The 23965-nt window shown below is 52.5% G+C and carries 18 protein-coding genes; 7 read left to right on the top strand and 11 right to left on the bottom strand.

What is annotated here, in order from left to right:
• Nucleotides 1-49: 49 nt before the first annotated feature.
• Genes CFF01_RS16000 through CFF01_RS15990 form a run of 3 tightly spaced genes read left to right on the top strand, consistent with a single transcriptional unit; the run spans nucleotide 50 to nucleotide 4098 of the window.
• The gene (locus CFF01_RS16000; RefSeq protein ID WP_332459643.1) at nucleotides 50-469 is read left to right on the top strand and encodes a hypothetical protein; all 420 of its coding nucleotides are present in this window, start codon (nucleotides 50-52) and stop codon (nucleotides 467-469) included.
• On the top strand, nucleotides 453-1616 hold the full coding sequence (locus CFF01_RS15995; RefSeq protein ID WP_033537800.1) for a hypothetical protein: 1164 nt from the start codon (nucleotides 453-455) through the stop codon (nucleotides 1614-1616). The genes CFF01_RS16000 and CFF01_RS15995 overlap by 17 nt, the downstream gene beginning before the upstream one ends.
• A gap of 52 nt (nucleotides 1617-1668) precedes the next feature.
• Entirely contained in the window at nucleotides 1669-4098 is a 2430-nt protein-coding gene (locus tag CFF01_RS15990) for a putative bifunctional diguanylate cyclase/phosphodiesterase (RefSeq protein WP_232479459.1), read from the top strand.
• Nucleotides 4099-4107: 9 nt separating this feature from the next.
• Here CFF01_RS15990 and CFF01_RS15985 read toward each other — a convergent pair whose 3' ends face one another.
• The 6 genes from CFF01_RS15985 to CFF01_RS15960 form a co-directional block, all read right to left on the bottom strand.
• Nucleotides 4108-5592, bottom strand: coding sequence for an alkaline phosphatase (locus CFF01_RS15985; RefSeq protein WP_088905463.1), 1485 nt, complete (start codon nucleotides 5590-5592; stop codon nucleotides 4108-4110).
• Between the two features lie 12 nt (nucleotides 5593-5604).
• A complete protein-coding gene (gene gshB / locus CFF01_RS15980) occupies nucleotides 5605-6552 on the bottom strand; it encodes a glutathione synthase (RefSeq protein ID WP_088905462.1) in 948 nt (315 codons plus the stop codon).
• 40 nt (nucleotides 6553-6592) lie between these two features.
• Entirely contained in the window at nucleotides 6593-7324 is a 732-nt protein-coding gene (gene rsmE, locus CFF01_RS15975; RefSeq protein WP_088905461.1) for a 16S rRNA (uracil(1498)-N(3))-methyltransferase, read from the bottom strand.
• Nucleotides 7325-7327: 3 nt separating this feature from the next.
• Nucleotides 7328-8089 carry an endonuclease gene (locus tag CFF01_RS15970; protein WP_408640520.1) on the bottom strand — a complete coding sequence of 254 codons (762 nt, stop codon included), beginning with the start codon at nucleotides 8087-8089 and terminating at the stop codon, nucleotides 7328-7330.
• Between the two features lie 151 nt (nucleotides 8090-8240).
• Nucleotides 8241-8798: a SprT family zinc-dependent metalloprotease gene (locus CFF01_RS15965; RefSeq protein WP_088905459.1), complete on the bottom strand. Its 558-nt coding sequence runs from the start codon at nucleotides 8796-8798 to the stop codon at nucleotides 8241-8243.
• 57 nt (nucleotides 8799-8855) lie between these two features.
• Entirely contained in the window at nucleotides 8856-10004 is a 1149-nt protein-coding gene (locus CFF01_RS15960; RefSeq protein ID WP_033537805.1) for a C15 family peptidase, read from the bottom strand.
• A 416-nt stretch (nucleotides 10005-10420) separates the two neighbouring features.
• Between CFF01_RS15960 and blaOXA the strand changes: the two genes are divergently transcribed.
• Nucleotides 10421-11137 (top strand): class D beta-lactamase, encoded by a 717-nt coding sequence (gene blaOXA / locus CFF01_RS15955; protein ID WP_232479458.1) that lies wholly within the window; start codon nucleotides 10421-10423, stop codon nucleotides 11135-11137.
• A 77-nt stretch (nucleotides 11138-11214) separates the two neighbouring features.
• Here blaOXA and CFF01_RS15950 read toward each other — a convergent pair whose 3' ends face one another.
• Entirely contained in the window at nucleotides 11215-12126 is a 912-nt protein-coding gene (locus tag CFF01_RS15950) for a LysR family transcriptional regulator (protein ID WP_088905458.1), read from the bottom strand.
• 120 nt (nucleotides 12127-12246) lie between these two features.
• Between CFF01_RS15950 and CFF01_RS15945 the strand changes: the two genes are divergently transcribed.
• A complete protein-coding gene (locus CFF01_RS15945; protein WP_088905457.1) occupies nucleotides 12247-16797 on the top strand; it encodes an ATP-binding protein in 4551 nt (1516 codons plus the stop codon).
• Between the two features lie 61 nt (nucleotides 16798-16858).
• Here the strand turns inward: CFF01_RS15945 and CFF01_RS15940 are convergent, their stop codons facing one another.
• Nucleotides 16859-18052, bottom strand: a complete 1194-nt coding sequence (locus CFF01_RS15940) for a cation:proton antiporter (RefSeq protein ID WP_088905456.1) — start codon at nucleotides 18050-18052, stop codon at nucleotides 16859-16861.
• 122 nt (nucleotides 18053-18174) lie between these two features.
• Between CFF01_RS15940 and CFF01_RS15935 the strand changes: the two genes are divergently transcribed.
• A complete protein-coding gene (locus tag CFF01_RS15935; RefSeq protein WP_088905455.1) occupies nucleotides 18175-19047 on the top strand; it encodes a universal stress protein in 873 nt (290 codons plus the stop codon).
• On the opposite strand, the gene CFF01_RS15930 is transcribed toward CFF01_RS15935, so the two are convergent.
• Both CFF01_RS15930 and CFF01_RS15925 read right to left on the bottom strand, forming a co-directional pair.
• Nucleotides 19013-21604: a cation-translocating P-type ATPase gene (locus CFF01_RS15930; protein WP_088905454.1), complete on the bottom strand. Its 2592-nt coding sequence runs from the start codon at nucleotides 21602-21604 to the stop codon at nucleotides 19013-19015. The two genes, CFF01_RS15935 and CFF01_RS15930, sit on opposite strands and share 35 nt — an antisense overlap.
• Nucleotides 21605-21729: 125 nt before the next feature.
• On the bottom strand, nucleotides 21730-21990 hold the full coding sequence (locus CFF01_RS15925) for a DUF5062 family protein (protein WP_033537811.1): 261 nt from the start codon (nucleotides 21988-21990) through the stop codon (nucleotides 21730-21732).
• 143 nt (nucleotides 21991-22133) lie between these two features.
• On the opposite strand from CFF01_RS15925, the gene CFF01_RS15920 reads away from it, so the two are divergent.
• A complete protein-coding gene (locus CFF01_RS15920; protein ID WP_332459610.1) occupies nucleotides 22134-22541 on the top strand; it encodes a VOC family protein in 408 nt (135 codons plus the stop codon).
• Nucleotides 22542-23248: 707 nt separating this feature from the next.
• Here the strand turns inward: CFF01_RS15920 and CFF01_RS15915 are convergent.
• A complete protein-coding gene (locus CFF01_RS15915; protein WP_088905453.1) occupies nucleotides 23249-23965 on the bottom strand; it encodes a 23S rRNA pseudouridine(2604) synthase RluF in 717 nt (238 codons plus the stop codon).

The raw sequence follows: 23965 nt of genomic DNA, 5'->3' as shown, positions 1-23965 counted from the left end.
AAGGTGAATGGGGATTAGAGGAGCGGAAATGCGACGAGTGTCGACATGGATGTGCTTATTGAGCTTATGTTGCGCCAACCTTTTCGCGGCTCAGGTGATTGTTAACGACTCCGTTGATGCCACAGATCTCACCCCTAAAGAGCTCAAGTTGATCTTTGCCATGCAGAAGCTGTACTGGCCCGATGGACAGAAGATTAAGGTCTTTGTCTTACCCAGCGATTCCCCTATACATAAAGAGTTTTGTTATCAGCAGCTTGAGTTGATGCCCTATGTGCTGCGTCATCGTTGGGATCGGCTGGTATTTTCCGGGATCGGTGAGCGACCAACCACCTTAGCCTCTGAGGCAGAGATGCGTGCACGGATCGCCAAAACGCCTGGTGCTATAGGCTATGTATCGGGGAACGACGAGAGTCAAGCGATTGAGGTGAGTGAGCAGAGTCAAGGAGGACAAGATGAAGCCGAGCATTAGTAGCCTATGCCTGCTGGCACTTTTCATGGGGCCGGCGTTTGCCGATCAGTGGCAGTTAAATGGTTTCATTGGTCAGGGCTATATTAGCGCCGACGGGAGCGAATTTATTGTTGGTGAGTCCGGCGATACCTTTGATGTGACTGAGGCGGCGCTGCACCTCTCCTGGAATCCGGATGAGCACTTTCGTTTGGCTGGTGCGGCGCGTTATCGTCATTGGGGGACTTTAGATGAATCGGGCCTTGCTGCTGATTATCTGTTTGCCGAGTATAAATTTACGTTGAAACAAGGCTACCTCGGAGCTAGGGGGGGGCTGTTTAAGAGTGAGGCCGGCTTCTATACCAGCACCCGAGATGTTTCCTTTACACGGCCAGGCATCTTGTTGCCCCAATCTGTCTATAGTGATTTTTTTCGCGATTCATTGCTGCATATCACCGGTGGTGAGCTGTTTGGCCGTCACCCTGTGTTCGATGGTTCGATTGAATGGCACTTGACCTTAGGGGATGCTCAGACCTCGGATGATTTGAATCGTAATGTTCTGGGCTCAGAGACTTATGGGGACTTCGATGCCGATGGCTACTGGGGGTCGGACATAGAGTATCAGGATGACAGTTTGCGTCTAGGGCTAACCTATTTTGATGCTAAGAGTGCCTTTGATGCTTACCAGGAAGGTCCCTTTAGCGATGGTAGCTTGCGCTCTAAACACTTGATTGTTTCGGCCCAGTATCGAGTTGACTTTCTTGAGTTTACAGCGGAATACCTGCATTTTGATCGCGACATTGACGGGGTCTTTGTTCGGCCTGGAGCAGGTACCTATGAGGTCAGAGGTTATGGGTATTATCTGGATGTACGCGGCTATCTGCCGGGCGATGTGGAACTCTTTCTCCGTTACGATCGTCAAGTGAGGGATGAGGATGACCCTGATGGCAAAGATCTGCCCGCAGGGGGCTTACCGGCTCATTTTGGCTATGCCAATGACTGGACATTAGGAGCGCGCTGGTTACCTGCAAAAGACTGGATGCTGGAGGCCGAATATCACTGGGTGCGTGGCGGTGGTTGGGTGACCCCTATTTTGCGACCTAATCCTGAGACGCAAGATAAGGATTGGTCACTGTTTGCCATTGAACTCTCCTATAAGTTCCAGTGGTGACACCATGATAGTGAACCACCCAAATCGTTTCGTGAGTATCAAATGGAAGCTGATGATAGCTGTCGTTTTGATCCTCACAGTTGTCGGTGCGGCCATCAGTACCCTGGCTTATCGACAGCTACTTAATCAGGAGAAAGTATTGCTCGAAGCTCAGCGCGATAAGCTGGCCCAAAGCCTCTCTTATTCCTTAAGCACTGCGGTAGAGCATTCGCTGCAGGCGGCGATGCAGCTAGGCTTTGTCGCCAACGCGAAAGGGGAAGACGGTGCCGAAGGTTATCAATTGCTGCTGAGTGAAAACTGGCCAGATGTACAGCTCTACTGGGACTTGAAAAGGTTTGGGCTCTATAGCCTGGATGGTGATCGGCTAGCTCATGCAGGCGAGCCCAACTCGGAGGATGATCTCAACTGGCTGCTAAACAGCGACATCTCTTATGAACTCTCTTCAAGAGTGGTCTGTATTGAGGAGTGTGCGATCCAGGTGTTGGTCCCCACACTGGTTAATTCCAAGCCGCATCTGTTTTTCTTTGAGTCCGCCCTGACCGAAGTTATCAGCCATTTTCGTACTGACAGATCTATTGAGCTAGCAGTGTTGGGTACACAGAAACCCGAAGCCGAGCCCGGGCCCTTGTGGGGGCGTCATCTCTATAGCATCAGTAATCGCCCTAGCAGTTTCAGCTTGCTAAGTCATATGGCCGATAATTATTCCTGGCAGCAGATCTCCCTGGGCGATGAGATCTACGACTATCAAGGCAGTCGCTGGGCTGTGTGGTCTTTTCCACTGGATCAGGTGGCTAACGCGCCGACGATAGTGGTGTTGATGAATTTGGATCAGTGGCAACTCATGCTCTCTAGTTTCCAGTTGGGTTTAGTGGGGACCTTGCTGGTGGGCCTCATCTTGGCGGCTGGGCTGGTGATGCTGGTCGCCTGGAAACCGGTACTTAGCTTAGCCCATCATGCCAGCCTGTTGCCCCTACTGGCGGATCATGACTTTGCCCGCGTACGTGCCAGTCTGCCGAGAAAGCCTTCTCTGTTTCCCGATGAGGTGGATCTTATTCACCAGGCCACTCGCCACCTGGCCGACAATATGCAGGGGCTTGAAAGCGAGGTGGATGAATATACCCATGAGTTAGAGCGTCTGGCAATGCTCGATACCCTGACCGGCTTGCCCAATAAGTCGATGTTGAACCATGAGCTACAGACGGCTATCGCCTGTATCGCCAACGAGGACGACTGCGTTGTGCTGATGTTTCTGGATCTGGATGAATTTAAGCGGATCAATGACACCCTGGGCCATATCCAGGGGGATGAATTGCTCAAGATAGTCGCCGCCAGGTTAATCAATAGCGTAAGAGAGATGGATACCGTGTTTCGTCAGGGAGGCGATGAGTTTCTGATCTTGCTCAGGATGGTACGGGATGATCAGGAGGTCAGCAATGTGATCCATAGGATCTTTTCTGCCCTGCAACATCCTGTGGTGCTAGGGAGTCATAAGCTCATTGTGACCACCAGTATTGGCCTGGCCTATTGCACTTCGCCGCATATGCGAGCCGAAGAGCTAATACAACATGCGGATCTGGCAATGTATCAGGCCAAAAGTGCCGGACGCAGCAATTATCGGGTGTTCAGCGAGGAGATGCTGAATCAGGCGAACAACCGATTAATGATAGAGCAAAGCATAGAAGCGGCCATTAATGAGGAGCAACTGGTGCTTTTCCTTCAGCCTATCGTCGAACTTCGTGAGGCGAAGCTGAAAGGGTTCGAGGCGCTGATCCGCTGGTTCCATCCTGAGCGGGGGCTCATCATGCCGGGGGACTTTATTCCCGACATCGAACATAGTGAAGCGATTATTCATGTGGATAATTATGTGATCCGCAAGGCAGCGGAGTTGATCGCTCAGTTTAAGTCAGCCGGTTGGTCTGAACTCTATATTGCCGTTAACCTGTCGGCGAAACACTTTCTCGCCCCCGATCTGCTCAACGTGGTGCGCCAAGAGGTGGATGCGCATGATATCTCGGCGCAGTCACTGGTGTTTGAGGTGACAGAGGAGAGCGTGATAGAGCAGGTGGAAAGTGCGATGGCAGCCATGGAGTCGCTTCAGTCGCTGGGGGTTAAGATTGCCATCGACGATTTTGGTACCGGCTACTCGTCACTGAGCTACCTTAAGCAGCTGCCGTTCGATCTATTGAAAATCGATCGCAGCTTTACTGCTAATGTGCTCGACGATGAGGCTGATGCTCATATCATCACCACGGTTATCGAATTGGCACACAATCTCGGCCGACAGGTGGTTGCCGAAGGCATTGAAACTCAGCCGCAGGCGCAGTATTTGAGTTGCCAGCAATGTGAGTTAGGTCAGGGCTACTACTTCTCACGCCCCATGGATGTGACTTCTGTTTTCAAGGTGCTTAGCGAAATTGAGCACACCCGCATGTGGCCAGTGAATCAAACTCCCCAGCCTAAGCTGGTCAGGCAGGGGAGCTGAATCTGTCATCTAGGCTTGATTATCGACCTGGGTGACAGGTGCGGCAGATTGACTTTCGGCGCCTTCGCTCAGTAGGTCTTTGGCTTGCTGTAGCTCACCATTTTCCTCATTTTGAGGAGGCGTTTCCTCTGTAGGCGTTACTTCTGAGGCAGGTTTTGCAGGCAATTTTACCTCTGCTTTAGGCTTGGGCATCTTAGGCAATAGGCTAATAAGTTTATTGGCGATATCTGTATTGTCCTGATGACCGGCAAAGAGCGGTGAGGCAGGCCCTGTGGCAAAGACCTGAACATCTACGCCTGTATGACCGCCCGTGGTCCAGCCTGTGTTTGAGCGCTGGTCGATAAGCTTCTTGAGCTGCGAGGTCAATACTTTTTCACCCTGCATTCTGGCACTATCTAAGGTGTTGAACTCCTCAGCGCTTGGCGTAAAGCCAAGCAACTCACTCAGGCCTGTATGCCACTCGTCTTGGGCCAGTGCTTTCGCGGCGATGCGTGAAGGGCTGGCGCCGATATCACGCAGTACCTGGCTGTCCCAGCGATACTCGCCCTGGGTGCCAATAGATAAGCCTCCCGTGTTGTGGTCGGCGGTGACCACCAATAAGGTGTCCTGATGCTGACGCACATATTGCTCGACCACCTCGATGGCGCTGGCAAATTCATGCATCTCAGCCATGGCGGTGGCGATATCGTTGTTGTGACCCGCCCAATCGATCAGGCTGCCTTCGACCAGTAACACGAAGCCTTGCTCATTTTGCGAGAGAAGTTCGAGCGCCTTGGCTGTCATGGTGCTCAACCGTCTGGCTTCAGGCTCATCTATGGCCCAAGGAAGTTGTACATCGGCAAATAGCCCCATCACCTTAGGTTGGGTCACGCCATCTAGCAGTGCGGCATCTTTAAGCACCTGATAACCCTTGGCCTCGAACTGCTTGATCAGCTTGTCGGAGAAATAGCGCTGACCGCCGCCGAGCATGACATCGGCATCAGTGTTTAGATAGCTTTCTGCCAGAGCCTCGTAATTACGGCGGCTCTCGTTATGGCTTAAAAAGGCGGCTGGGGTCGCGTGGTTGATCTGGCTGGTCACGGCAACCCCTGTACTCATGCCACGTTTTTTCGCCAGTTCCATTAGGGTTGTTATAGGACGTTTGTCGGTATCGACCGAGACGGCGCCATTGTAGGTCTTTACCCCGGTTGCTAGCGCCGTGGCGGCGGCCGCCGAATCGGTGACATAGCCGCTGACTGGTGCCGGATAGGTGCTGGCGTTGCCAACCAGCAAACGGTCAAATACCGTCTGCTCTATCTCCTGAGTATTGGGATTATCTTGATAGTAACGATAGGCGCTGACGTAGGCGGGCCCCATACCGTCACCAACCATGATCACGATATTCTTGGGACGGCTCGGCGCCTCCTGCGGGCCCAGCAGGCTATCGGCCCAGAGACTGCCGGAAAGCAGCGCGGCCGATAGTGAAACTAGGCTGAGTAAACGGGTTAACTTCATTTGGTCTCCAGTTTAACGGGCGACACGCGCTTCGATGGCATCCATCAACATGCCGGTGATATCCACATCGAAGGCGGCCTCGATCTCTTTGATACAGGTCGGGCTGGTCACGTTGATCTCTGTGAGCTTGTCGCCTATCACATCAAGGCCGACGAAGATCAGTCCGCGCTTTTTCAGCTCTGGGCCTATAGCGTTGGCAATGGCCCAGTCACTGTCAGACAATGGCTGAGCCACACCACGACCGCCGGCGGCCAGGTTGCCCCGTGTTTCCCCTTTTTGTGGGATGCGCGCCAGGCTGTATGGCACAGGTACGCCATCGACCACCAGAATACGCTTGTCGCCGGCAGTGATGTCGGGAATAAAGGCTTGGGCCATAGCATATTGCTGGCCATGATTGGTGAGAGTTTCGATGATCACCCCAAGGTTAGGATCTTGCGGCTTGACTCTAAAGATAGAGCTGCCGCCCATGCCATCTAAGGGTTTTAAGATGATGTCGCCTTTTTCTTGATAGAAAGCGCGAATGCGCTGGGCATCGCGGGTCACCAGAGTGTCAGGGGTAAATTCACTGAACCAGGCGGTAAACAGCTTTTCGTTGGCGTCACGCAGGCTTTGGGGCTTGTTGACGATCAGCGTGCCTTGCTCTTCGGCACGTTCCAGCATATAGGTGGCGTAAACGAATTCGGTATCGAATGGCGGGTCTTTACGCATCAAGATCACATCAAGTTCGGCCAGTGGTGTATCCACGGCCTCTTCGAGTTGATACCAGCTTTGGGGATCTTGTTGCACGCTGAGTCGACGCATATTGCCCATGGCCACACCGTTTACCATGGCCAGATCTTGCATCTCCATATAGTAAAGTTCGTAGCCCCGCGACTGCGCCGCCATCAGCATGGCGAAGCTGGAGTCTTTCTTGATGTTGATGTCGCTGATGGGATCCATCACTATGCCAAGCTTAATCATCTCATCTTTCCTTATGGTTAATACGAAGGGAGCCGGGCCTTTAGCCCAGATCGCCAAATTTCAGTTGTAGTGCGCTTATCGCCGTTAAGGCCGCAGTCTCGGTGCGCAGTACACGCGGTCCAAGCAAGACATCGGTAAAGGCAAAGTTTTCTGTCATCGCGATCTCCTGTGGCGACAAGCCGCCTTCTGGGCCGATCAACAGGCGTACCCTGTCTGTTTCCATCGACAAGCCCTGGATGCCATGGGCCGCTCTGGGATGCAGATTCAGCTTTAGCGCCTGGGTCGGCTCTGCACACCAATCGGCCAAATGCATGGCGGGCCTGACCTGAGGCACTGTGCTACGTCCCGATTGTTCGCAGGCACTGATCACTATCTTCTGCCACTGCTGGATCTTCTTTTCCAGTCGCTCGCCGGTTAGCTTCACGCCGCAGCGCTCAGAGAACAGCGGGGTAATGGTATTGACCCCCAGTTCTACCGATTTCTGCAGAGTAAAGTCCATGCGATCGCCGCGAGAGATCACCTGACCCAGATGCAAGTTTAGGGGAGACTCATTGTCGTTAATCGCCTTTGAGAGGACCCGCACTTCGACGTTTTTCTTGCTGGCAGCGACGATCTCGGTCAAATAGTTGTGGCCGTCGCCATTAAAGAGTTCGAGCTGCTCGCCTTCGCCCATGCGCAGCACACGGCCGACGTGGCCGGCAGCTTCATCGTCCAGCATCAGGGGTTGCTGGCAATCATAGTCACCTGGCTGATAGATCCTTGGAATTCTCATGCTCTACTCCGCGATACTTTGGGTATCTGTCAGTTTTTGGCACTGGGCCTGGACAAAGGGGTTGTGATTACCCTGCTTGGCCGCGATGGCCTGGTCTCTTCGGCATTCAATAGTATCAACTGGATAGCTTTTATCCCATGCCTGAAATAGTTTTAACTGACTTTTGGCGATCTTAAGGTCATAGGCCTGCTGCATATAGAGATAGGTGCGTGCTATCTGCCCACGGGTATGGCTGGGGGGCTCCACCTTTCTGCCTTTGAAATCTACCACCATGGCGCATTGACCATATTGCTGCGGCTTAGCATTCCATTGACTGAAGCGGTAGTTGCTGCGATCGCCGTTGACTTCGCCGATGGCGGGCACCAGGTTATGCAGGTCGCTCTCCATCTTTTTAAACTGTTTATCTGTCCTGCCGCAGTTTTTACGGCCACCTTGTTGCCAGCATTGGCGCTGATGACCAAACTCCCAAGCCGGGACGATATGTTCCCATTCGATACGACTGGCGCGCTTCTCCTGTTTACGTACCTGATAGCCGCAGCCCTGAAAATTGGGTTGCCAAAGCTTACCAGATATTTGTATATCACAGCCGCAATAGAAGCTCTTGGCTGGTAGCTCTTGGCTGTAGATGTTGCGGGCGACCTGTTTGGCCTGGTTAAAGCTACTGGGGTGAGAGGCGAGGGCGCCTGTAGAAAGGCCGAGCGCCAGCAGCGCTAAAACGCCACGCAGAAGCGGCCTCACACCAAAAGAGGTAGTAAGCACATTAATTCCCTAAATAAAGCATAAACGTTCGCCGCCTATCTCTGCCTGGCTCTATGGTTGGCTGGCTTGGTGGCGACGATGCTATTCGGTGCCTGCACCGATATCGATGCCGATTCTACGGGAATCGACTCAGATCAGGCAAGTTAAGCTGGATTCATTATGACTCGCCCTGCACTCGGCTGAGCGTTTCGTGACAGCGGCGACAGCGATATTGGGTCTGCTGGCGCTGTACCTTATTGTGTCGCCGAATGGAAAGTGGCACTACGCCGCACTGGCAACGGTAATTGTAGGTTTTACCCGCGACCGAGTCGGTATTCAAGCTGTGGGTGGTACTGGGGGAAAGGCCATAAAGTTTGACCATCAATGCCTGCCACTCCTTGCCGTGAGGCTTTACCCGACCATAGAGCTGATAGGCGAGCAGGTGGCAGATCTCATGGGGCACGACCTGTTGGATAAAGACCTGAGGGTTTTCCGCGAGTAAGACAGGGTTAAACCTGAGTTTGTTGATCTGCAGATGGGCAGTGCCGGCGCTCTTGCCTCTGAGTTTAAAGTTGATCTCTGGGCGGGGAAAGCTGCGGCCAAGTTGTGTTTCAGCCTGCAGGTAACAATCTTCTACCGTCTCAACTATCGCCTGTTGATCGCTATTCAGCGCATCTTGGGAGACAGTCTTTTTATGGCGGGGTTGGGCAAACAGGGATTGAAGTGGTCGAAACATACTCGGGTCAAGGTTATTGGCGCCCGCCGGGTTAGCGGGCGTCTTTAAGGCTTGCCATTATAGCCGCGTCGCAGCGGCTTTGACCATCTCCTTGACCTGTTCCACTATCGCCATCTCAGTATCTGCCTCATAGGCTTTCACCTTTGGGGTGTGAATATGACCGACCTTAATAGGGCTGTTAAAACGTTGGCCGAGCAGTACGGCGCGATAGGAGATCTCATTCGAGAGGTAGCCACCGCCCGAACCATTGACCGAGGTGGCATTTTGCAACTCGGCCAGTGAGCTGGCGTCAAACTCACCCCGTGATAGGGTGGTGACTGTGTGGTTGTCATTGATCTTCCATCTGCCCTTGACCGACTGCATTGCATCAACCGGCAGCGAGAATTCAACGAATTCAGGACCATAGAGGGGCTTACCATCAAACATAGGTGCCTTTGGCGACTGGGCTGAGGCACCAGTGAGCACATTGAGGTTATCGGGCGCTGCGGCGCTGCGGTTACGGCCTGGGAAACGTTCCAGATCGAAGTCGTCTCGTCCCATACTGACGGTGAAGATGGCGTTGACGCTCTTTTCTCGATAAACCGGAGTCAGCAGGGATTCGATGATCCCTTGGTCGAAGTCGGCGAAGCGAACCGGGATCATCACGGTTTCAATTTGAGCTTTTCTGCCATCGACAGTGAATTTGTAGCCGTCTAATGCCAGAGCCGTTAATCCCGAGGGGTTGCTCTGATCTATGTTGCGATCGAGGAAGAAGGGATCGAAGCCGGTCAGCAGAATGCGGATCTGGCTGTCGTCATCGAAATGAATGTCGCTAAAACCTCGAGAGGACTTTTCAACGGCCTTGAGCAATATGCTGCGTTGCCAGTCGGCCATATTATAGGCGGGCTTTGACTTTTTAAGGGTCTTCTTCATCGCCAGTCGGCTCCAATAAAGGGGCCTGTCATCCTGACCGCCAGATTGCACATCTCTGACCGCTTGTTGCCAGAGACGTTCGCCTTGATGGGCCACCATCTTTGTCATGATGAGTTCATCTTTTTGCTGGCGATACTTTTCATCTAAGTTATCGACCAGGGCTTGATAGCGATTGACGACATCGGGTATGGCCTGTGTTGCCTTGGGCAGGCGTAGCTCCTCAAGATCCAGGCTGGCGAAGGCGCTGCTACTCAGTAAGCTGGTCATCGCCAGGGCTATGGCTGTTTTACGCATGACATGGTTCCTTTGCAAAAACCTCTCACCCTTAACACTCGTGGTGGAGCATATTGGGCAATGATGGCTCAGGGCGGTTATCAATTTGAATTTATTATAGTCAACAACTGAGTATGCACGACATCAGGTCGCAAATAAAGACTTGAGATGGCTTGATAAAATGCCAGATTCTTGACACAAATCGCCATGAGTTTGCCCTCATGGCGGTAGCAGGAGTTGTTAGACTTGCTTATAGCATTTAATGAAGCATCAGGTGATGCAGTGGCGATTATTTGGGGGAAGTGTCGATGACATTAGCTGCAACAAGGAAGTCTCTACGGTGGCTTAGTTTAGCCTTTTTTATCTGGGGTGGCATCGCAGTGGCGGCAGAGCCTGGGATGATATCTGAGTCGAAAATGGGGGCTGAAGATATAAAGGTGGACCAAGAGATACAGTCAGCCTTCGACGCCTTGGGGACGAAAGGCGTCATGGTACTGCTGGACGATAAACAGGGCAGAGTGCTGACCAACGACCTTGCCCGAAGCCAGCATGCCTATATTCCCGCCTCCACCTTTAAGATACCCCATAGTCTGTTGCTGCTTGAGGCGGGGATAGTAAAAGATGAGCATAGCCGGTTTGCCTGGGATGGGGTTAAGCGTGCTTATACCCCTTGGAACCGTGACCATTCCTTTATTGATGCGATGAAGTATTCCGTGGTGCCCATCTATCAGAAACTGGCTTTGCAGCTGGGTGATAAACGTATGGCTCAGGGATTGGCTAAGCTCAATTATGGCAACGCCAATGTTGGCGGCGGACTCGATAGCTTCTGGCTCGATGGTGAGCTGGCTATCAGCGCGCAACAGCAGGTGCAGTTCTTAAGGCGCCTCTATCACAATCAACTGCCAGTCTCCGAGCGCAGTCAGCGTATCGTTAAGACCATGATGCTCAACGAGGCCAACGGCGATTGGGTGCTAAGAGCCAAGACGGGCTATGGCGTGCGTAATGCCCAGAAACTTGGCTGGTGGGTTGGCTGGTTGGAGCGAGAGGAGAACACTTATTTCTTCGCCATGAATATGGATATCACCACAGATAAAGATCTGGCATTACGCAAGCAGGTGGTGAAGCAGCTTCTTAAGGCTAAGGGCTGGATGTGAGGGGCTTAATGGCTTAAAGGTGGTAAGGCGGTAAGCTTCCCTGCCTTATCAGCACTATCACCTTCCGATACTAAAACTTACATCATCATAGATTGCAGTGATTCATGGCTGCTGAAACGTTTGGTGAAGAAGTCTAAAAAGACGCTGATGTTGGTGGCCAGTTGGCGGCGACTGGAATACACACCATAGACCTTAAAGGGTTCTATCGGCCACTCCTGCAGCAGTGGTACCAGGCTACCACCTGCCAGCTCATTCTTACACACAGAGTTGGACAACATGGCGATACCAAAATCGTCCAATACCAGTTGTTTTACCATGATGGCGCTGTTCACCCTAACCTTACGTTTAAAGTTGACCATGGTTTTGCGATCCCCCTTGCCCAAGGGCCAGATGGGCGCAGAGCGCGAGGTTCCCAGCAAGATACCGCTGTGTTCACTTAACTCCTGAGGCGTTGCAGGGGTGCCGTTGGCCTTTAAGTAGCCAGGGCTAGCCACCAATATAGGTTGGCGCTCCAGTAGTAGACGGGCGACCAGATCAGAGGATTGCAGCGGGCCATACTTGATGGCGATATCATAACCTTCACCGACCAAGCCCACATCGTTATCGGTAAACTGGACGTCGAGGTCCACGTTGGGATAGAGGCGCATAAAGCTGCTACAGAGGTTAGCTATCAGCTCCTGGCTGAAGGAAACCGGAATGGCGATACGCAGTGAACCTGAGACGTCGTTGTGAGTATTTTCAATGGTTGCCTTGGCAGCCTCGATTTCATCGCTAATACTACTGCAGTGCTGATAAAAAAGCGCACCAACCTGAGTCAGGCTAAGATTACGGGTGTCACGCTGTAACAGGCGCACACCGAGCTGCTCTTCGAGCTGAGCCACCTTACGACTTATGGTTGATTTTGGCATGCCCGTATTACGAGCTGCCTGGGAGAACCCCTTGGCGCGAACGACGGCAGCAAAGAGCATCATACCGTTTAAATCTGGCATTATTTATCACTGTCTCAAATATGGAACAAAGCGTCTAAGCCAGTTTAATAGCATTTGACCCTATAACAAAGCTATATTTATTGGCTAAAAATTTTAGAGGCTAAAGCAGAGGATCTATTGATGACCAGCAACAATCAGCCCACAAACACGACTCAGGTTCAAACAGCCGATCCGCTTTTTCTTCAAGCCGAACATTTGGCTCAGGATTTTTCGCTGTTTCCTAAGCACAGTAAGCAAAGTCTTTCACAGCAGATAAAAGGTCTGCTTAGCGACGACGATATTCAAGCTAACTTAAAAGAGTTAGAGCAATTGGATGTTGATGGCTATGTGGCCAAAGTCATTCAGCCTACCTTAGATAAGGGCCGCCCAGGCGCTAAGCGCGTGATTGCGGATCTTAAAGGCAAGTTAATTGTCGAAAAACATATGGGGCCTTTCTATAGTGCCGAGATTGAACTGAACTTTGGATCTCGTACTCGCCGCATCGGTTTTATCGCCCAAGAGCGCACCACAAGTAACGGTGCCTGGATGCCAGAGCATCACCTGGCGGCCTGCACGGCCATTCGTCATTTTGCCGAACTTTCTATGCCTATCGTTTACCTCATCGACACACCGGGTGCCGATGCGGGTGAGATAGCCAACAGCCAAAACCAGGCGCATTCTATCTCTAAGGCGATTGCCGAGAGTGCTAACGTTGACGTACCGACAGTCGGTATCGTTATCGGCGCCGGTTATTCTGGCGGTGCGATCCCATTGGCCGCTGCTAACATCCTGTTGTCGCTACGTGACGGTATTTTCAACACCATTCAGCCACAGGGTCTGCAAAGCATCGCGCGTAAGTACAACCTCTCTTGGCAGGAATGTGCTAAGTCGGTAGGTGTGTCACCAGAAGAGCTATACACCTCAGGTTGTATCGATGGCATTATCGATTTCTCACCATCTGATAAAGATGAGCGCCAGCACAACCTGCGCCGCGCCATTATCAGCAGCATCGAGGCCGTTGAGCATGCGGCGGTGCAATTTGTTCGCGAATCTAAGGATCTGCGCGAACATTACGATCGCAGTCTGAACCGTTTCCTCCATCCTTCTAAGAACCTGGAAGCGCTTGAGCATCACGCTGAGCTGTCGGTGGCTAACAACCCAACTATGCACCTTAACCTGTTTGGTAGCTCATACCGTTACCTGCGTTACCTTACGCTGCGTAGCCGTATCCATTCGATCTCACAGGATCAGTATGGTCGCCTGTCTAAGGTGAGTGTGCCTGAAGGTGATCTGCTGGCGCGTATTCAGCAAGAGCAGGACAAGGTATTCCAGTCTTGGTTATCTAGCCCTGATAAGCTGGTATACGACGAAGAACTTAACAAGCTGTGGAGCAACTTTACCGCCAAGCGTGACGAAGTTTCTACCGAGCGTAACATGCTGACTCGCCTCATCTTAGGTGAGCCGAAGCAGAACTATAAGAAGGCCCGTAAGGCGCTGTTGTTCAACATCGGTTGGTCGCTGTACCACAGATGGAAGAGCAACGCCGAGAACAACTTCAAGGGGCTGATCCACTATCTTGAGAGTCTCCCAGACGAAGTCACTCAGGCAGATTGGCCTGAGCTGAACCAGCTGACGGTACTGGATGTGATCGTGCACGAAGAGCTGCGCGAGGACTTCATCTGGCAATGCTATAACATCTTGATCTTCAACGCGCTATACGACAACGTTGTGGGCAACCTTGCCTCTATCGCGAAAGAAGCCATGATGTCTAAGAGCCTGTCACGCGCCTCAGTTGACAGCCTGCTGCATGACTCAATCGACCGCGCTATCTCTAAGCAAGATACCGCCAACGATAAGAACAAGTTCTATAAGTGGCTGAAGTACTTCATGTCTCAGTCTAACCGCGCCGATCTGCTCACCAAAACCGAGCAGTGGAAGAGTGTTGGTTTCCCTCAGCTTAACGACTCTCTGTTCGTTATCCTGACTTACTTCTTTGAGCGTCTGCTGCCTGAATACTTCGCTAGCGAAGAGGAGAGCAGTGAGTACACGGGTGCCATCAACCCGGTTCGTATCGGTCGTCGTAAAGACTTCTGGAACCGTTTGACCATGGGTTATCAGGATCTGCTGATCCAGAAGGTACTGCGTGACGAGAAACGCGCCGGTAAGATGAGCTGGGAAAATGTGATTGCCAAGTTCTTTAGCGAGTTTGAAGAGCTAAACGGCGACAAGATGTCGGCTAACCTGCTGAACTTCCCTGGCTTCCGTCTCTCTATCGAAGACGCGCTAGACAAGGGTATCCGTCCTTGCGGCCTGATCACTGGTACTGCTGATTTCGAGTATCAGGGACAAACCATGCGCGTCGGTGTGGCAGTGTCTAACACTGCCTTCCAGGCCGGTGCCTTCGATATGGCCTCTGCCGAGAAGTTCTCTGCGCTGCTAATCGAGTGTGCTAAGCGTAAGCTGCCTGTGATCTGCTTTATCAGCTCAGGTGGTATGCAGACCAAAGAAGGTGCTGCGGCGCTCTTCTCTATGGCGGTAGTAAACGATCGTATTACCCGTTTCGTTCGTGATAACGAATTGCCGGTATTGATGTTTGGTTTCGGTGACTGTACTGGTGGTGCACAGGCAAGCTTCGTGACTCACCCGTTAGTACAGACTTACTATTTCTCTGGTACCAACATGCCGTTCGCGGGTCAGATGGTTGTCCCTGCGTATCTGCCGTCTACTTCTACCCTGTCGAACTATCTGTCTAAGGTACCTGGCGCCATGAACGCCCTGGTCACCAACCCATTTAGCGACACTATCGACGATCAGCTAAGCAGTATCGATCCGCTGATGCCTAAGCCAACGGCTAAGGTTGTTGATGTGATTGGTAACGCCATTTCGACCCTAGTGCCAGAGATGTTGATCACAGAGGAAGAGCTGGTACAGGACGATCCGCGTCAGCTGATGAAGCCGATTGACAAGGTACTGGTACACGCTCGTGGTTGTACTGCGGTGAAACTGATCCGCAAGGCTCACGACAATAACATCAAGGTGGTACTGGTAGCGTCAGATCCTGACATGACCTCAGTACCGGCCGACATGCTGAACGAAAACGACAAGCTGGTCTGTATCGGTGGTAACACCTCAGACGAGAGTTACCTCAACGCCTACTCGGTATTGAAGGTCGCCGAATATGAGCAGGTCGACGCGCTGCACCCAGGTATCGGCTTCCTGTCGGAAAGCCCGCAGTTTGCGGCTTTGTGTGTGAATAACGGCGTTAACTTCGTTGGTCCTAGCGTACACAGCATGACCACCATGGGTAACAAGTCGAATGCGATTAAGACGTCGCAGGCACAAAATGTACCTGTGGTACCAGGTAGCCACGGTATTCTGACTAACGCCGAGCAGGCGGTGAACGTGGCCAACGAAATCGGCTACCCAGTGCTGCTTAAAGCGGTACAAGGTGGCGGCGGTAAGGGGATCCAGGTCGTTCAGCGTCCAGAAGATATGATCTCTCTGTTCCAGAAGACCTCTACCGAAGCGGCTGCGGCCTTTGGTAACGGTGACCTCTACCTAGAGAAGTATGTGACCTCACTGCGTCATATCGAAGTCCAGTTGCTGCGTGACAAGTTTGGTAATACTAAGGTACTGGGTCTGCGTGACTGTTCGGTACAGCGTAACAACCAGAAGGTGATCGAAGAGTCTGGCTCAACCATGCTGCCTGAAGAGCTGAAGCAGAAGGTGATGGAATACACCCGCGCCCTCGGTGACGCCACTGACTACATGGGTGCAGGTACCGTAGAGTTCATCTACAACCTGGATGCCAACGAAGTCTACTTCATGGAGATGAACACACGTCTACAGGTTGAGCACCCTGTGACCGAGGCGACCTCAGGTATCGATATCGTGAGCGCAGGCTTCGACATCGCCGCTGGCCGCTCTATCGAACATCTCGAGCCACAAGAGATTGGCTATGCCATCGAAGTACGTGTAACCGCGGAGAAGGCCGCGCTGGATAGCAATGGTGTACTGCAGTTGCTACCGCATCCTGGCGTTATCACTGAGTGTGTGATCCCAGAGCGTGACGATATCGAGATCATCTCGATTGCCGGTGAAGGCAAAGAGGTTTCACCATACTACGATAGCCTGATCGCACAGATCATCTGCCGTGGTGAAAGCCGTGAAGATGTGATCAACAAGCTGCATGATTACCTGGCCAATCAGGTAGTGATCAAAGGTATTGCGACTAACATTCCATTGTTAACTCGTATCCTGAAAGATGGCACCTTTAACGAAGGCGTGTACGACACTAACTATCTGCCACGCTTTATGGCTGAGCTGGATATTCCTGCGCTGATCGCCGAGATGGAAGCCGCCGCCGAGACTGTGGGCGTGGATACCGAGTCGCTGCGTGTGGGCGAGAGTAACGAGCTTAAGGTACTGGCTCAAGGTGCGGGTATCTTCTATACCTCACCAGCGCCTGGTGAAGCTGACTTCGTGAAGGAAGGTGACATAGTGACTGTGGATCAGACACTGGCACTGACCGAAGCGATGAAGATGTTCTCTCAGGTGACACTGGCTGGCTTCAACCGCCAAGGCGCCGTGCTCTACCCAGAGGACAAGCAGTATCGCATCGAGCGTATCCTGAACAGCAATGGTCAGCAGGTTTCGCAGGGTGAACTACTCTTCGTGGTCTCTCCTGTCTAACTAGCCTGATTGAATCTCAATACCCGCCTGATGGCGGGTATTTTTTTGCCTGTAATTTAGATTACTTGCTGTCACTTGCCAGTGCCCACTTGAGTAGTAGCGGGCCGGCCAGAGTGGTGATGGCGATAATTAGCACCAGCTCGGTGAATAGCTTAGGGGAGATGACCCCCATCTGTAGCCCCATCTCGGCAAACACTAGACCTACCTCGCCTCTGGGAACCATGGCACTGCCGACAATCGCCTTGCTGCGCAGCGAGCCGGGTACATTGAACCCTGCCATAGCCTTGGTCGCTATTGCCAGTAGTGACAACATCAGCAGGGTTAACATTCCTGACCAGCCTAGGTCTATCTGACTGAGATCTAAGCTGATCCCCACGTAGACGAAGAAAATCGGCGCGAAGATATCCACTAAGGGTTTAGATTCGACCTCCATCTCGTGGGTGAAGGAGAAGGGGTTTTTTAGGTAGCGATTAAGTGGTGAGATAAACTGCCGACTCAGTGCCAGGCCGACCACGAAGCCGCCGAGTAGTGCAGGGGCGTGCAGGGCATGTGCCAGCCAGGCAAACAGACAGATGAGGATCATGGTGATGATTGCCTCATAGCCAGTTTCCTCCTCTCTCGGTTTTATGGCTCGAAACAGATACAGGAGTAAGCGTGCCAAGGGGGGAGCCAGAAACAGAAAGGCGCCGATTTTGAGGATTAGCAAGCCGCTAGGGATAAGTCCCACCTCGCCTGAACTGGCGAAATTAAACAGCAGGCTGAGCAATATCACACCAGCAATGTCATCGATCACCGCTGCACCCAAAATGATATGACCTTCCCGGCTCTGGGAGCGCTTTGCTTGAGCCATCACCCGCATCGATACCCCTATACTGGTGGCGGTGAGCGCACAGCCCAGATAGAGGGCGGTAAAGCCAGGAAGCTCCAGATAGGTAAGACTGACCCAGCCGATAACGATTGCCGGTATGGCGATCCCCAATAGGGCGACGCCGACGGCGCTGCTACCGGCTTGGAAGAGACGTTTGACCGAGGTTTCACAGCCAATAGAGAAGAGCAGCAAGATCACGCCGAGTTCTGCCATAACGGCCAGGGTCTCGTGGGGGGCAATCCAGCCCAGTAAGCTGGGGCCGATAAGGATACCGGCGGTGATCTCGCCGACGACGGCGGGCAGTTGCAGCCGCTTAAAGGCCTCGCCCAGTAGGCGACCGAAGAGCAGAATTAAAAACAGGGACAAGACGAAGTTATCTATGGCCATGGCAGGCTCGACTCCCTGAAAAGGGTGATAATGTGATCTTGGTCATTTTGATGACCGAGATCAAGGCGCAAGCTGTACAGTGTGACTAAGCTCAAATGAAGACTCACTGACAGGAGGTAGCCATGGACAAGGTATTTATTATTTCCCAGAAAGCCGAGGAACAAGCTGATGCGATTGAAAAGGGGATCGCCTTGGCCAAGGGACTTGAGAAGGAGGCTGAGGTGTTTGCCTACAGCTATGAATCCTTCGCGGGTAAGGAACACTATAACCCCAGGTTGGGTGCCGCTGCCAAGGTAGCGTTGATGAGTCAGTGCAGCGATGAGATCGCCGCTAAGCTTAAGGCGCTTAAGGCAGACGATGTGGCGGTGCATAGTGTCTGGACTAAAGATCTGTTTGAGCATGCCTGTCATCACTCCATTCGTCATGGCTTCGATTTAATGGTCAAGGCAGTGCATAACAAGGAACACTACCTGCCGATGGACTGGCAATTGATCCGCCATGTTAGGATCCCCTTGATGTTGCTGTGTGATAATCCGCTACAGCGGGCAAAAACCGTGCTGATGGCGGTGGACCTGGGTAGCGATAACCCCATCAAGCAGAAGCTAAACCAGTGTGTCATTCAGCATGGTCGCCAACTGGCCGAGGCCATGGACTGTCAGTTGCATCTTGCCTACATCATCAGGGTGCCCAAGATCTTAAGAGACATGGACCTGATCGATACCCGCACCTTGGTCAAAGAGGCCTATCACAGGTATCAGGCGCAGTTGGACGATATTGGCCTGCATCAGGATCATGTGCATTTCTTGGCAGGAGACCCTGATCTCTGTCTTTATGAACTCTCCTGTCGCCTTAAGGCGGCCTATCTGGTGATGGGTGCCCGTCAGCGTAAGGGCCTGATGGGCATGGTTATCGGTAACACCGCCGAGGCCATGTTGAACCGCATTCGCAGCAATGTGCTGATCATTCCAGCTGACGATCAGCTTCTGCCTGCCTAAGTTTGAGCTTATGCTGCTGACGCCAGAGACGCTTGTGAAATTCATCGATGAACAGCAGCGTCGATGCGGCGCTCAGCAGTATCAGCCACTGTCCTAGCCCTATGGGGCTTATCCCCAGCGCCTGGCTGAGTCCAGGCGTATAACTGGCACCTATATGTATCCCTTGCGCTAACACTATGCCAAACAGTAGCAGGGGATTGCTCAGCATTGGCATCCGTAGCAGTGAGTTACGCTCTGAGCGGCTATTGAGGGCATGTACATTCTCAAACAGCACCATCAACATCAGGGTGAGGTTGCGAGCCTCGACCTCGCTGCTGCCCATGTTGAGTAACAGTGAAAAGAGGGCGAAGGCCACAAGCCCCATCCATAGCGCGCTCACGATTAGCCTTTCCAGCATCAGGCGGTCGAAGATAGGCTCACTGGGTTTGCGCGGTGGCTGATCTATCTCATGCCCCTCGCCGGGCTCGAAGGCCAGCGCGACATCTTGTACCCCATTGGTGACCAGATTGAGCCAGAGGATCTGCAAGGGGAACAGGGGAATAGGCAGAGCAAACAGCACGCTTAAGATAAACAGGAGCAGTTCGGCGGCGCCGGTACTGATCAGCAGATAGATCACCTTGCGGATATTGTTGTAGACGATGCGCCCCTCGATGATCCCTTTGACGATAGAACTGAACTTGTCATCAGTAAGCACCAGATCGGCGCTCTCACGGGCCACATCTGTACCCTTGAGGCCCATTGCTATCCCCACATGGGCGTGTTTCAGCGCTGGTGCATCATTGACCCCATCACCTGTCATGGCGACAAATTCTCCCTGACGAATCAAGGACTCGGTGATCTCCATCTTCTGCCTGGGCTGAACCCGGGCAAATACCCTGTGATTTGCGACCAGGTTATCGAACTCGGTGACACTGTGCTGCTGAGCCTGGCTTAGCTGCTCGCCAGTGATCACTCCATCTTGATCCTTGATCAGCTTGAGCTGACGCGCCAAGGCGAGTGCCGTGACCGGATGGTCGCCGGTGATCATGGCTACTTTTATCTGCGCCTGCCGACATTGTGCGACCGCGGTGATGGCGTCTTCGCGAAGGGGATCGCTCATGGCCACTAAGCCTAGAAACTCAAGCCCTTGCAGGGGTTGGTGCGGGTCGCTCACCTGGCCACTGGCCAGAGCCAATACCCGGTAGCCATGCTGAGCCAGCCAGTGGGTTTCATCATGCACTGCTTTAACCTGCTCAGGGGTTAGCTGACACATGGTCAGCAGCTTTTCCACCGCGCCCTTCACCGAGATCACCGAGGCACCATCTACCTGGTTAATGCTGGCACTGAACTGGTTTTCCGACTCATAGGCAAACAGCTTTTCTTGCGGCGCCTGTTTGGCCTTATCCATCTCGAGATTGAGCTTATAGCCCAAGGTAAGAAAGGCGAGATCTACCCCGTCACCGTCGGCATGAACCTGATCCGCGTCGAAAGAGAGGTGAGCCTCGTTAGCCAATACGCCAGCGAGCGCCAAGCGGTGCAGCTCGGGGTCATGGCTGGGTGATACTGGTACGCCATGGCCATGTTTGTGCACCAGTCCTGAGGGGGACAGCCCAGTACCTGCTACGTGAAAACGTTCGCCTGAAAGCAGGCTGATCTGGCTGATGGTCATCTCGTTGACCGTGAGGGTGCCCGTTTTATCTGAGGCGATATAGGTGCAGGAACCTAAGGACTCTACCGCCACCAACTTGCGCACAATGACATTGGCCTGAGACATACGTTTCATGCCGATAGCTAGGGCGACCGTGATGGCGGCAGGCAGTCCCTCGGGAATGGCGGATACCGCTAGTGCGACCCCAAGCAGGAATACGTGGGAGAGATCTGCGCCTCGCAGCAAGGTCAGGGCGAAGATAAGCGCGATGATCAGCAAGGTGGCGATGGCGATGATTAGGGTAAAGCGCTCGATGCGCTGCATCAAAGGGGGTTTGGCACTGCCCCCTTGGTGCACCAGGTCGGCTATCTGACCTATCTGGGTGCGAGAACCTGTGGCAACCACTTCGCCTTCGGCGCGGCCATGGGTGACTAAGGTGCCAGCAAAGGCCAGATCTGTCTTAGCCACCGCCAGTGACTCGCCGGTGAGCGCCGACTCATCCACCTTAAACTGGTTATGTTGTTCGATTTTGATATCGGCGCCAATACGATCGCCATTACTGAGCAGGACATAATCGCCGGGCACCAGGCTCTGGCTGTCGACCATCTTGGGATGACCATCGCGTATCACCTTGCTTTGGGAGGGGACCATCTCACTCAGCGCATCGGCGGCTTGCTGTGCAGAGTATTCCTGTACTGTACCTATGATGGCGTTGAGCATTAAGACGGCAAAGATAAAGATGGCGTTTAATAGTTGGCCGAGCAGCAGGCAGACGATAAAGGCCGCGAGCAGCACATAGATGAAGGCGCTCTTAAATTGGATGATAAACAGGTGTACGAAGCTGAGTCTTGCAGGTTTAGGCAGGCAATTGGGTCCATATTGCCTGAGTCGGTCATCTGCTTGTTGACTCGATAGTCCCGGCCCGGCCACAGTAACTCCTTGTGGTTTTTGCCTCAGGTGATGCTAGATCTATAGCCCATCTGGCGCCGGGTTGCTGGGAATCGGGGCTTGGCTTGATAAAGATCAAATCCAAGCGAGCCAACATCTTGGCGAGATTACTCTTTTAAGGGGTGATCTTCCGGTAATTGGCGGTTGATCCATAGAATCAACTTGTGCTTCATATTGGGGCCATCTTCCTTGTCGTGTGCCAGGGGCTGGATCAATTTGTCCTTCACCAGCAGACGGTAGATGCACTCTACCTTATCTTTGGGGGAGATCCCCTTTTCAAAGTCGGCAAAGCCACGCTTCTTGGCGTAGCCAACGCCAATTTCCAGGGCCAGTTTTAACAGTTGTGCGTCGTGCTTCCCGTGTTTCATCGATTCGGCTCCATTAGCGGCGATACCCTCAAACTACCCTAGTTTCCGATGGGAACATACTACTAGCGGCGTAAATTTGCTGTAAGTGTCATCTCTACTGCGCATCTGGCTATAATTACAACAAATTGAGCGCAATGAGGATAATGATGATCCAGGTTAGCGGCATAGATCACTTAGTATTTCGCACCACACGACTAGACGCCATGTTGCACTTTTACACCCAAGTGCTGGGCTGTCCCATCGAGCGGCAATTGGCCGATGAGGGACTAACCCAATTAAGAGCGGGTAAGGCATTGATCGATATCGTCACCTGCGACAGTAAGCTGGGCAAACTCGGCGGTGGCCCACCGGTGCAAGATGGCCGTAATGTCGACCATATATGTCTGCTCATCGAAGATATAGAGGAGCAGGCACTACTGGATTATCTCGCCGAGCAAGACATAGCGACCGAAGGGTTTGCCAAACGTTATGGGGCCCAAGGGTTTGGGCGCTCCCTCTATATCAATGACCCAGAGGGGAATGTGGTGGAGTTGAAGTTGGCGAAAGGGTAGTTTTCGGAGTTTTGCCTCTGGTCTGGTAGAAGTGGGTCGGAGTGTTTGAAGTCGAACCTTCATTGCATTTAATAGCCTGCGGCTCGCTTATGTGCAGATACTGCCTCGGGACGCTTTACGTCATCCCTGACCGCTTAACGAAAACATCCCTGTTTTCGATACCCTCAGCAGCATCTACACCGGGTTATTATCTCTCTTCGATTTGGCCATATTTGATATCCGAACGTATTGGATTTGCGATTGCCTTGAGAGGCCATTGTTTAATTGAAGCTGTAAGTTGTTATTGAAGTATCTACCTGACTTAGGTACTTGGATGGGAGCTTTAAACCATAGCCTCATGGTTAATCAATTGCTTGGCAGCAGGTGCAGTGCATGGATGCACCAATGTCGCGATTGCAGGGATGCAAAAGAGCGACCCTTATGTGCAAACATTCTTTTGGCACACAGCAAGTCCATATATGGATTTACGGCGTCTCACAGGCGTATCTGCACATAGGCCCACCGTAGGTGATAGGTTGCCATGAAGGTACGACCTTCAACTCATTGAATAAATGAGCATGTCGCTAAATGCTAATCTAGTTGGCGACGAAAATTGGGGCATCAATAAGTTGGCACTCTAACTCCTTATTCACACCAAACACTGTCATGCCATAGCCTTTGCAGATATATCTGCGCCCCTAGGTTACAGGGCCAATAAAGCTCAAACCTTATTCGAGGCTTGCTTTCAGGGCGGTAATTTCCTGTTTGGTCAACTCCCTCATTTCGCCTTCAGGCAAGTCGCCTAAGGTTAAGGACTCAATCGCTACGCGCTTAAGATCAACGACTTGGTAGCCAAGGGCCTGACTCATACGGCGAATCTGCCGATTAAGCCCTTGGGTCAGTACGATCTCAAACTTATCGGGTGCCAGACGACTAAGGGTGCAGGGAAGTGTGGTGACCGACTTATAGCTGACCCCAGCCGCCATCTGCTCAAGAAAACGATTGTCGAAGGGCCTATCTAACCTGACATGATAACGTTTCTTATGGGCAAAGCTTGGATGCATCAAGCTTTGGGTTAATTCGCCATCATTAGTCAGCAGCAGTAATCCGCGAGAATCTTTATCTAGACGTCCTACCGGATAGAGGCGTGGCTGAGATGGCAGTATATGTAGCAAGCTGCTGGGATCTTGCGCTTGCAGGCGGCAATCTATGCCAACCGTTTTATTGAGCATCCAGTATTGTTTAGGGGCGATGGCTCCCTGTGGAATACCATCGACACAGACTGTCTGTGACGCTTGCTGGCCCGATGGGGTTGTGATCACCTCAACTTGGGTGGTGTGGTTGCCTAACTCACCGCCAATGCTGACTCGTCCATCGCGGATCAAGCGCGAGGCGGCGCGGCGAGAGCAGAGGCCTGTTAAGGCGAGATACTGGGCCAGTCGCAT

This window comes from Shewanella marisflavi (assembly GCF_002215585.1).
Taxonomy (GTDB): Bacteria; Pseudomonadota; Gammaproteobacteria; order Enterobacterales; family Shewanellaceae; genus Shewanella; species Shewanella marisflavi.
Note: the sequence above shows the minus strand (reverse complement) of the source record. Positions and strands in the feature narration are given on the sequence as shown.

Excerpts from the sequence above, each read along its gene's own strand:
- CFF01_RS16000 (WP_332459643.1), top strand. The coding sequence starts at position 50 with ATGTGCTTATTGAGCTTATGTTGCGCCAACCTTTTCGCGGCTCAGGTG.
- CFF01_RS15995 (WP_033537800.1), top strand. The coding sequence starts at position 453 with ATGAAGCCGAGCATTAGTAGCCTATGCCTGCTGGCACTTTTCATGGGG.
- CFF01_RS15990 (WP_232479459.1), top strand. The coding sequence starts at position 1,669 with ATGATAGCTGTCGTTTTGATCCTCACAGTTGTCGGTGCGGCCATCAGT.
- CFF01_RS15985 (WP_088905463.1), bottom strand. The coding sequence starts at position 5,592 with ATGAAGTTAACCCGTTTACTCAGCCTAGTTTCACTATCGGCCGCGCTG.
- gshB (WP_088905462.1), bottom strand. The coding sequence starts at position 6,552 with ATGATTAAGCTTGGCATAGTGATGGATCCCATCAGCGACATCAACATC.
- rsmE (WP_088905461.1), bottom strand. The coding sequence starts at position 7,324 with ATGAGAATTCCAAGGATCTATCAGCCAGGTGACTATGATTGCCAGCAA.
- CFF01_RS15965 (WP_088905459.1), bottom strand. The coding sequence starts at position 8,798 with ATGTTTCGACCACTTCAATCCCTGTTTGCCCAACCCCGCCATAAAAAG.
- CFF01_RS15960 (WP_033537805.1), bottom strand. The coding sequence starts at position 10,004 with ATGCGTAAAACAGCCATAGCCCTGGCGATGACCAGCTTACTGAGTAGC.
- CFF01_RS15950 (WP_088905458.1), bottom strand. The coding sequence starts at position 12,126 with ATGCCAGATTTAAACGGTATGATGCTCTTTGCTGCCGTCGTTCGCGCC.
- CFF01_RS15945 (WP_088905457.1), top strand. The coding sequence starts at position 12,247 with ATGACCAGCAACAATCAGCCCACAAACACGACTCAGGTTCAAACAGCC.
- CFF01_RS15940 (WP_088905456.1), bottom strand. The coding sequence starts at position 18,052 with ATGGCCATAGATAACTTCGTCTTGTCCCTGTTTTTAATTCTGCTCTTC.
- CFF01_RS15935 (WP_088905455.1), top strand. The coding sequence starts at position 18,175 with ATGGACAAGGTATTTATTATTTCCCAGAAAGCCGAGGAACAAGCTGAT.
- CFF01_RS15925 (WP_033537811.1), bottom strand. The coding sequence starts at position 21,990 with ATGAAACACGGGAAGCACGACGCACAACTGTTAAAACTGGCCCTGGAA.
- CFF01_RS15920 (WP_332459610.1), top strand. The coding sequence starts at position 22,134 with ATGATGATCCAGGTTAGCGGCATAGATCACTTAGTATTTCGCACCACA.
- CFF01_RS15915 (WP_088905453.1), bottom strand. The coding sequence starts at position 23,965 with ATGCGACTGGCCCAGTATCTCGCCTTAACAGGCCTCTGCTCTCGCCGC.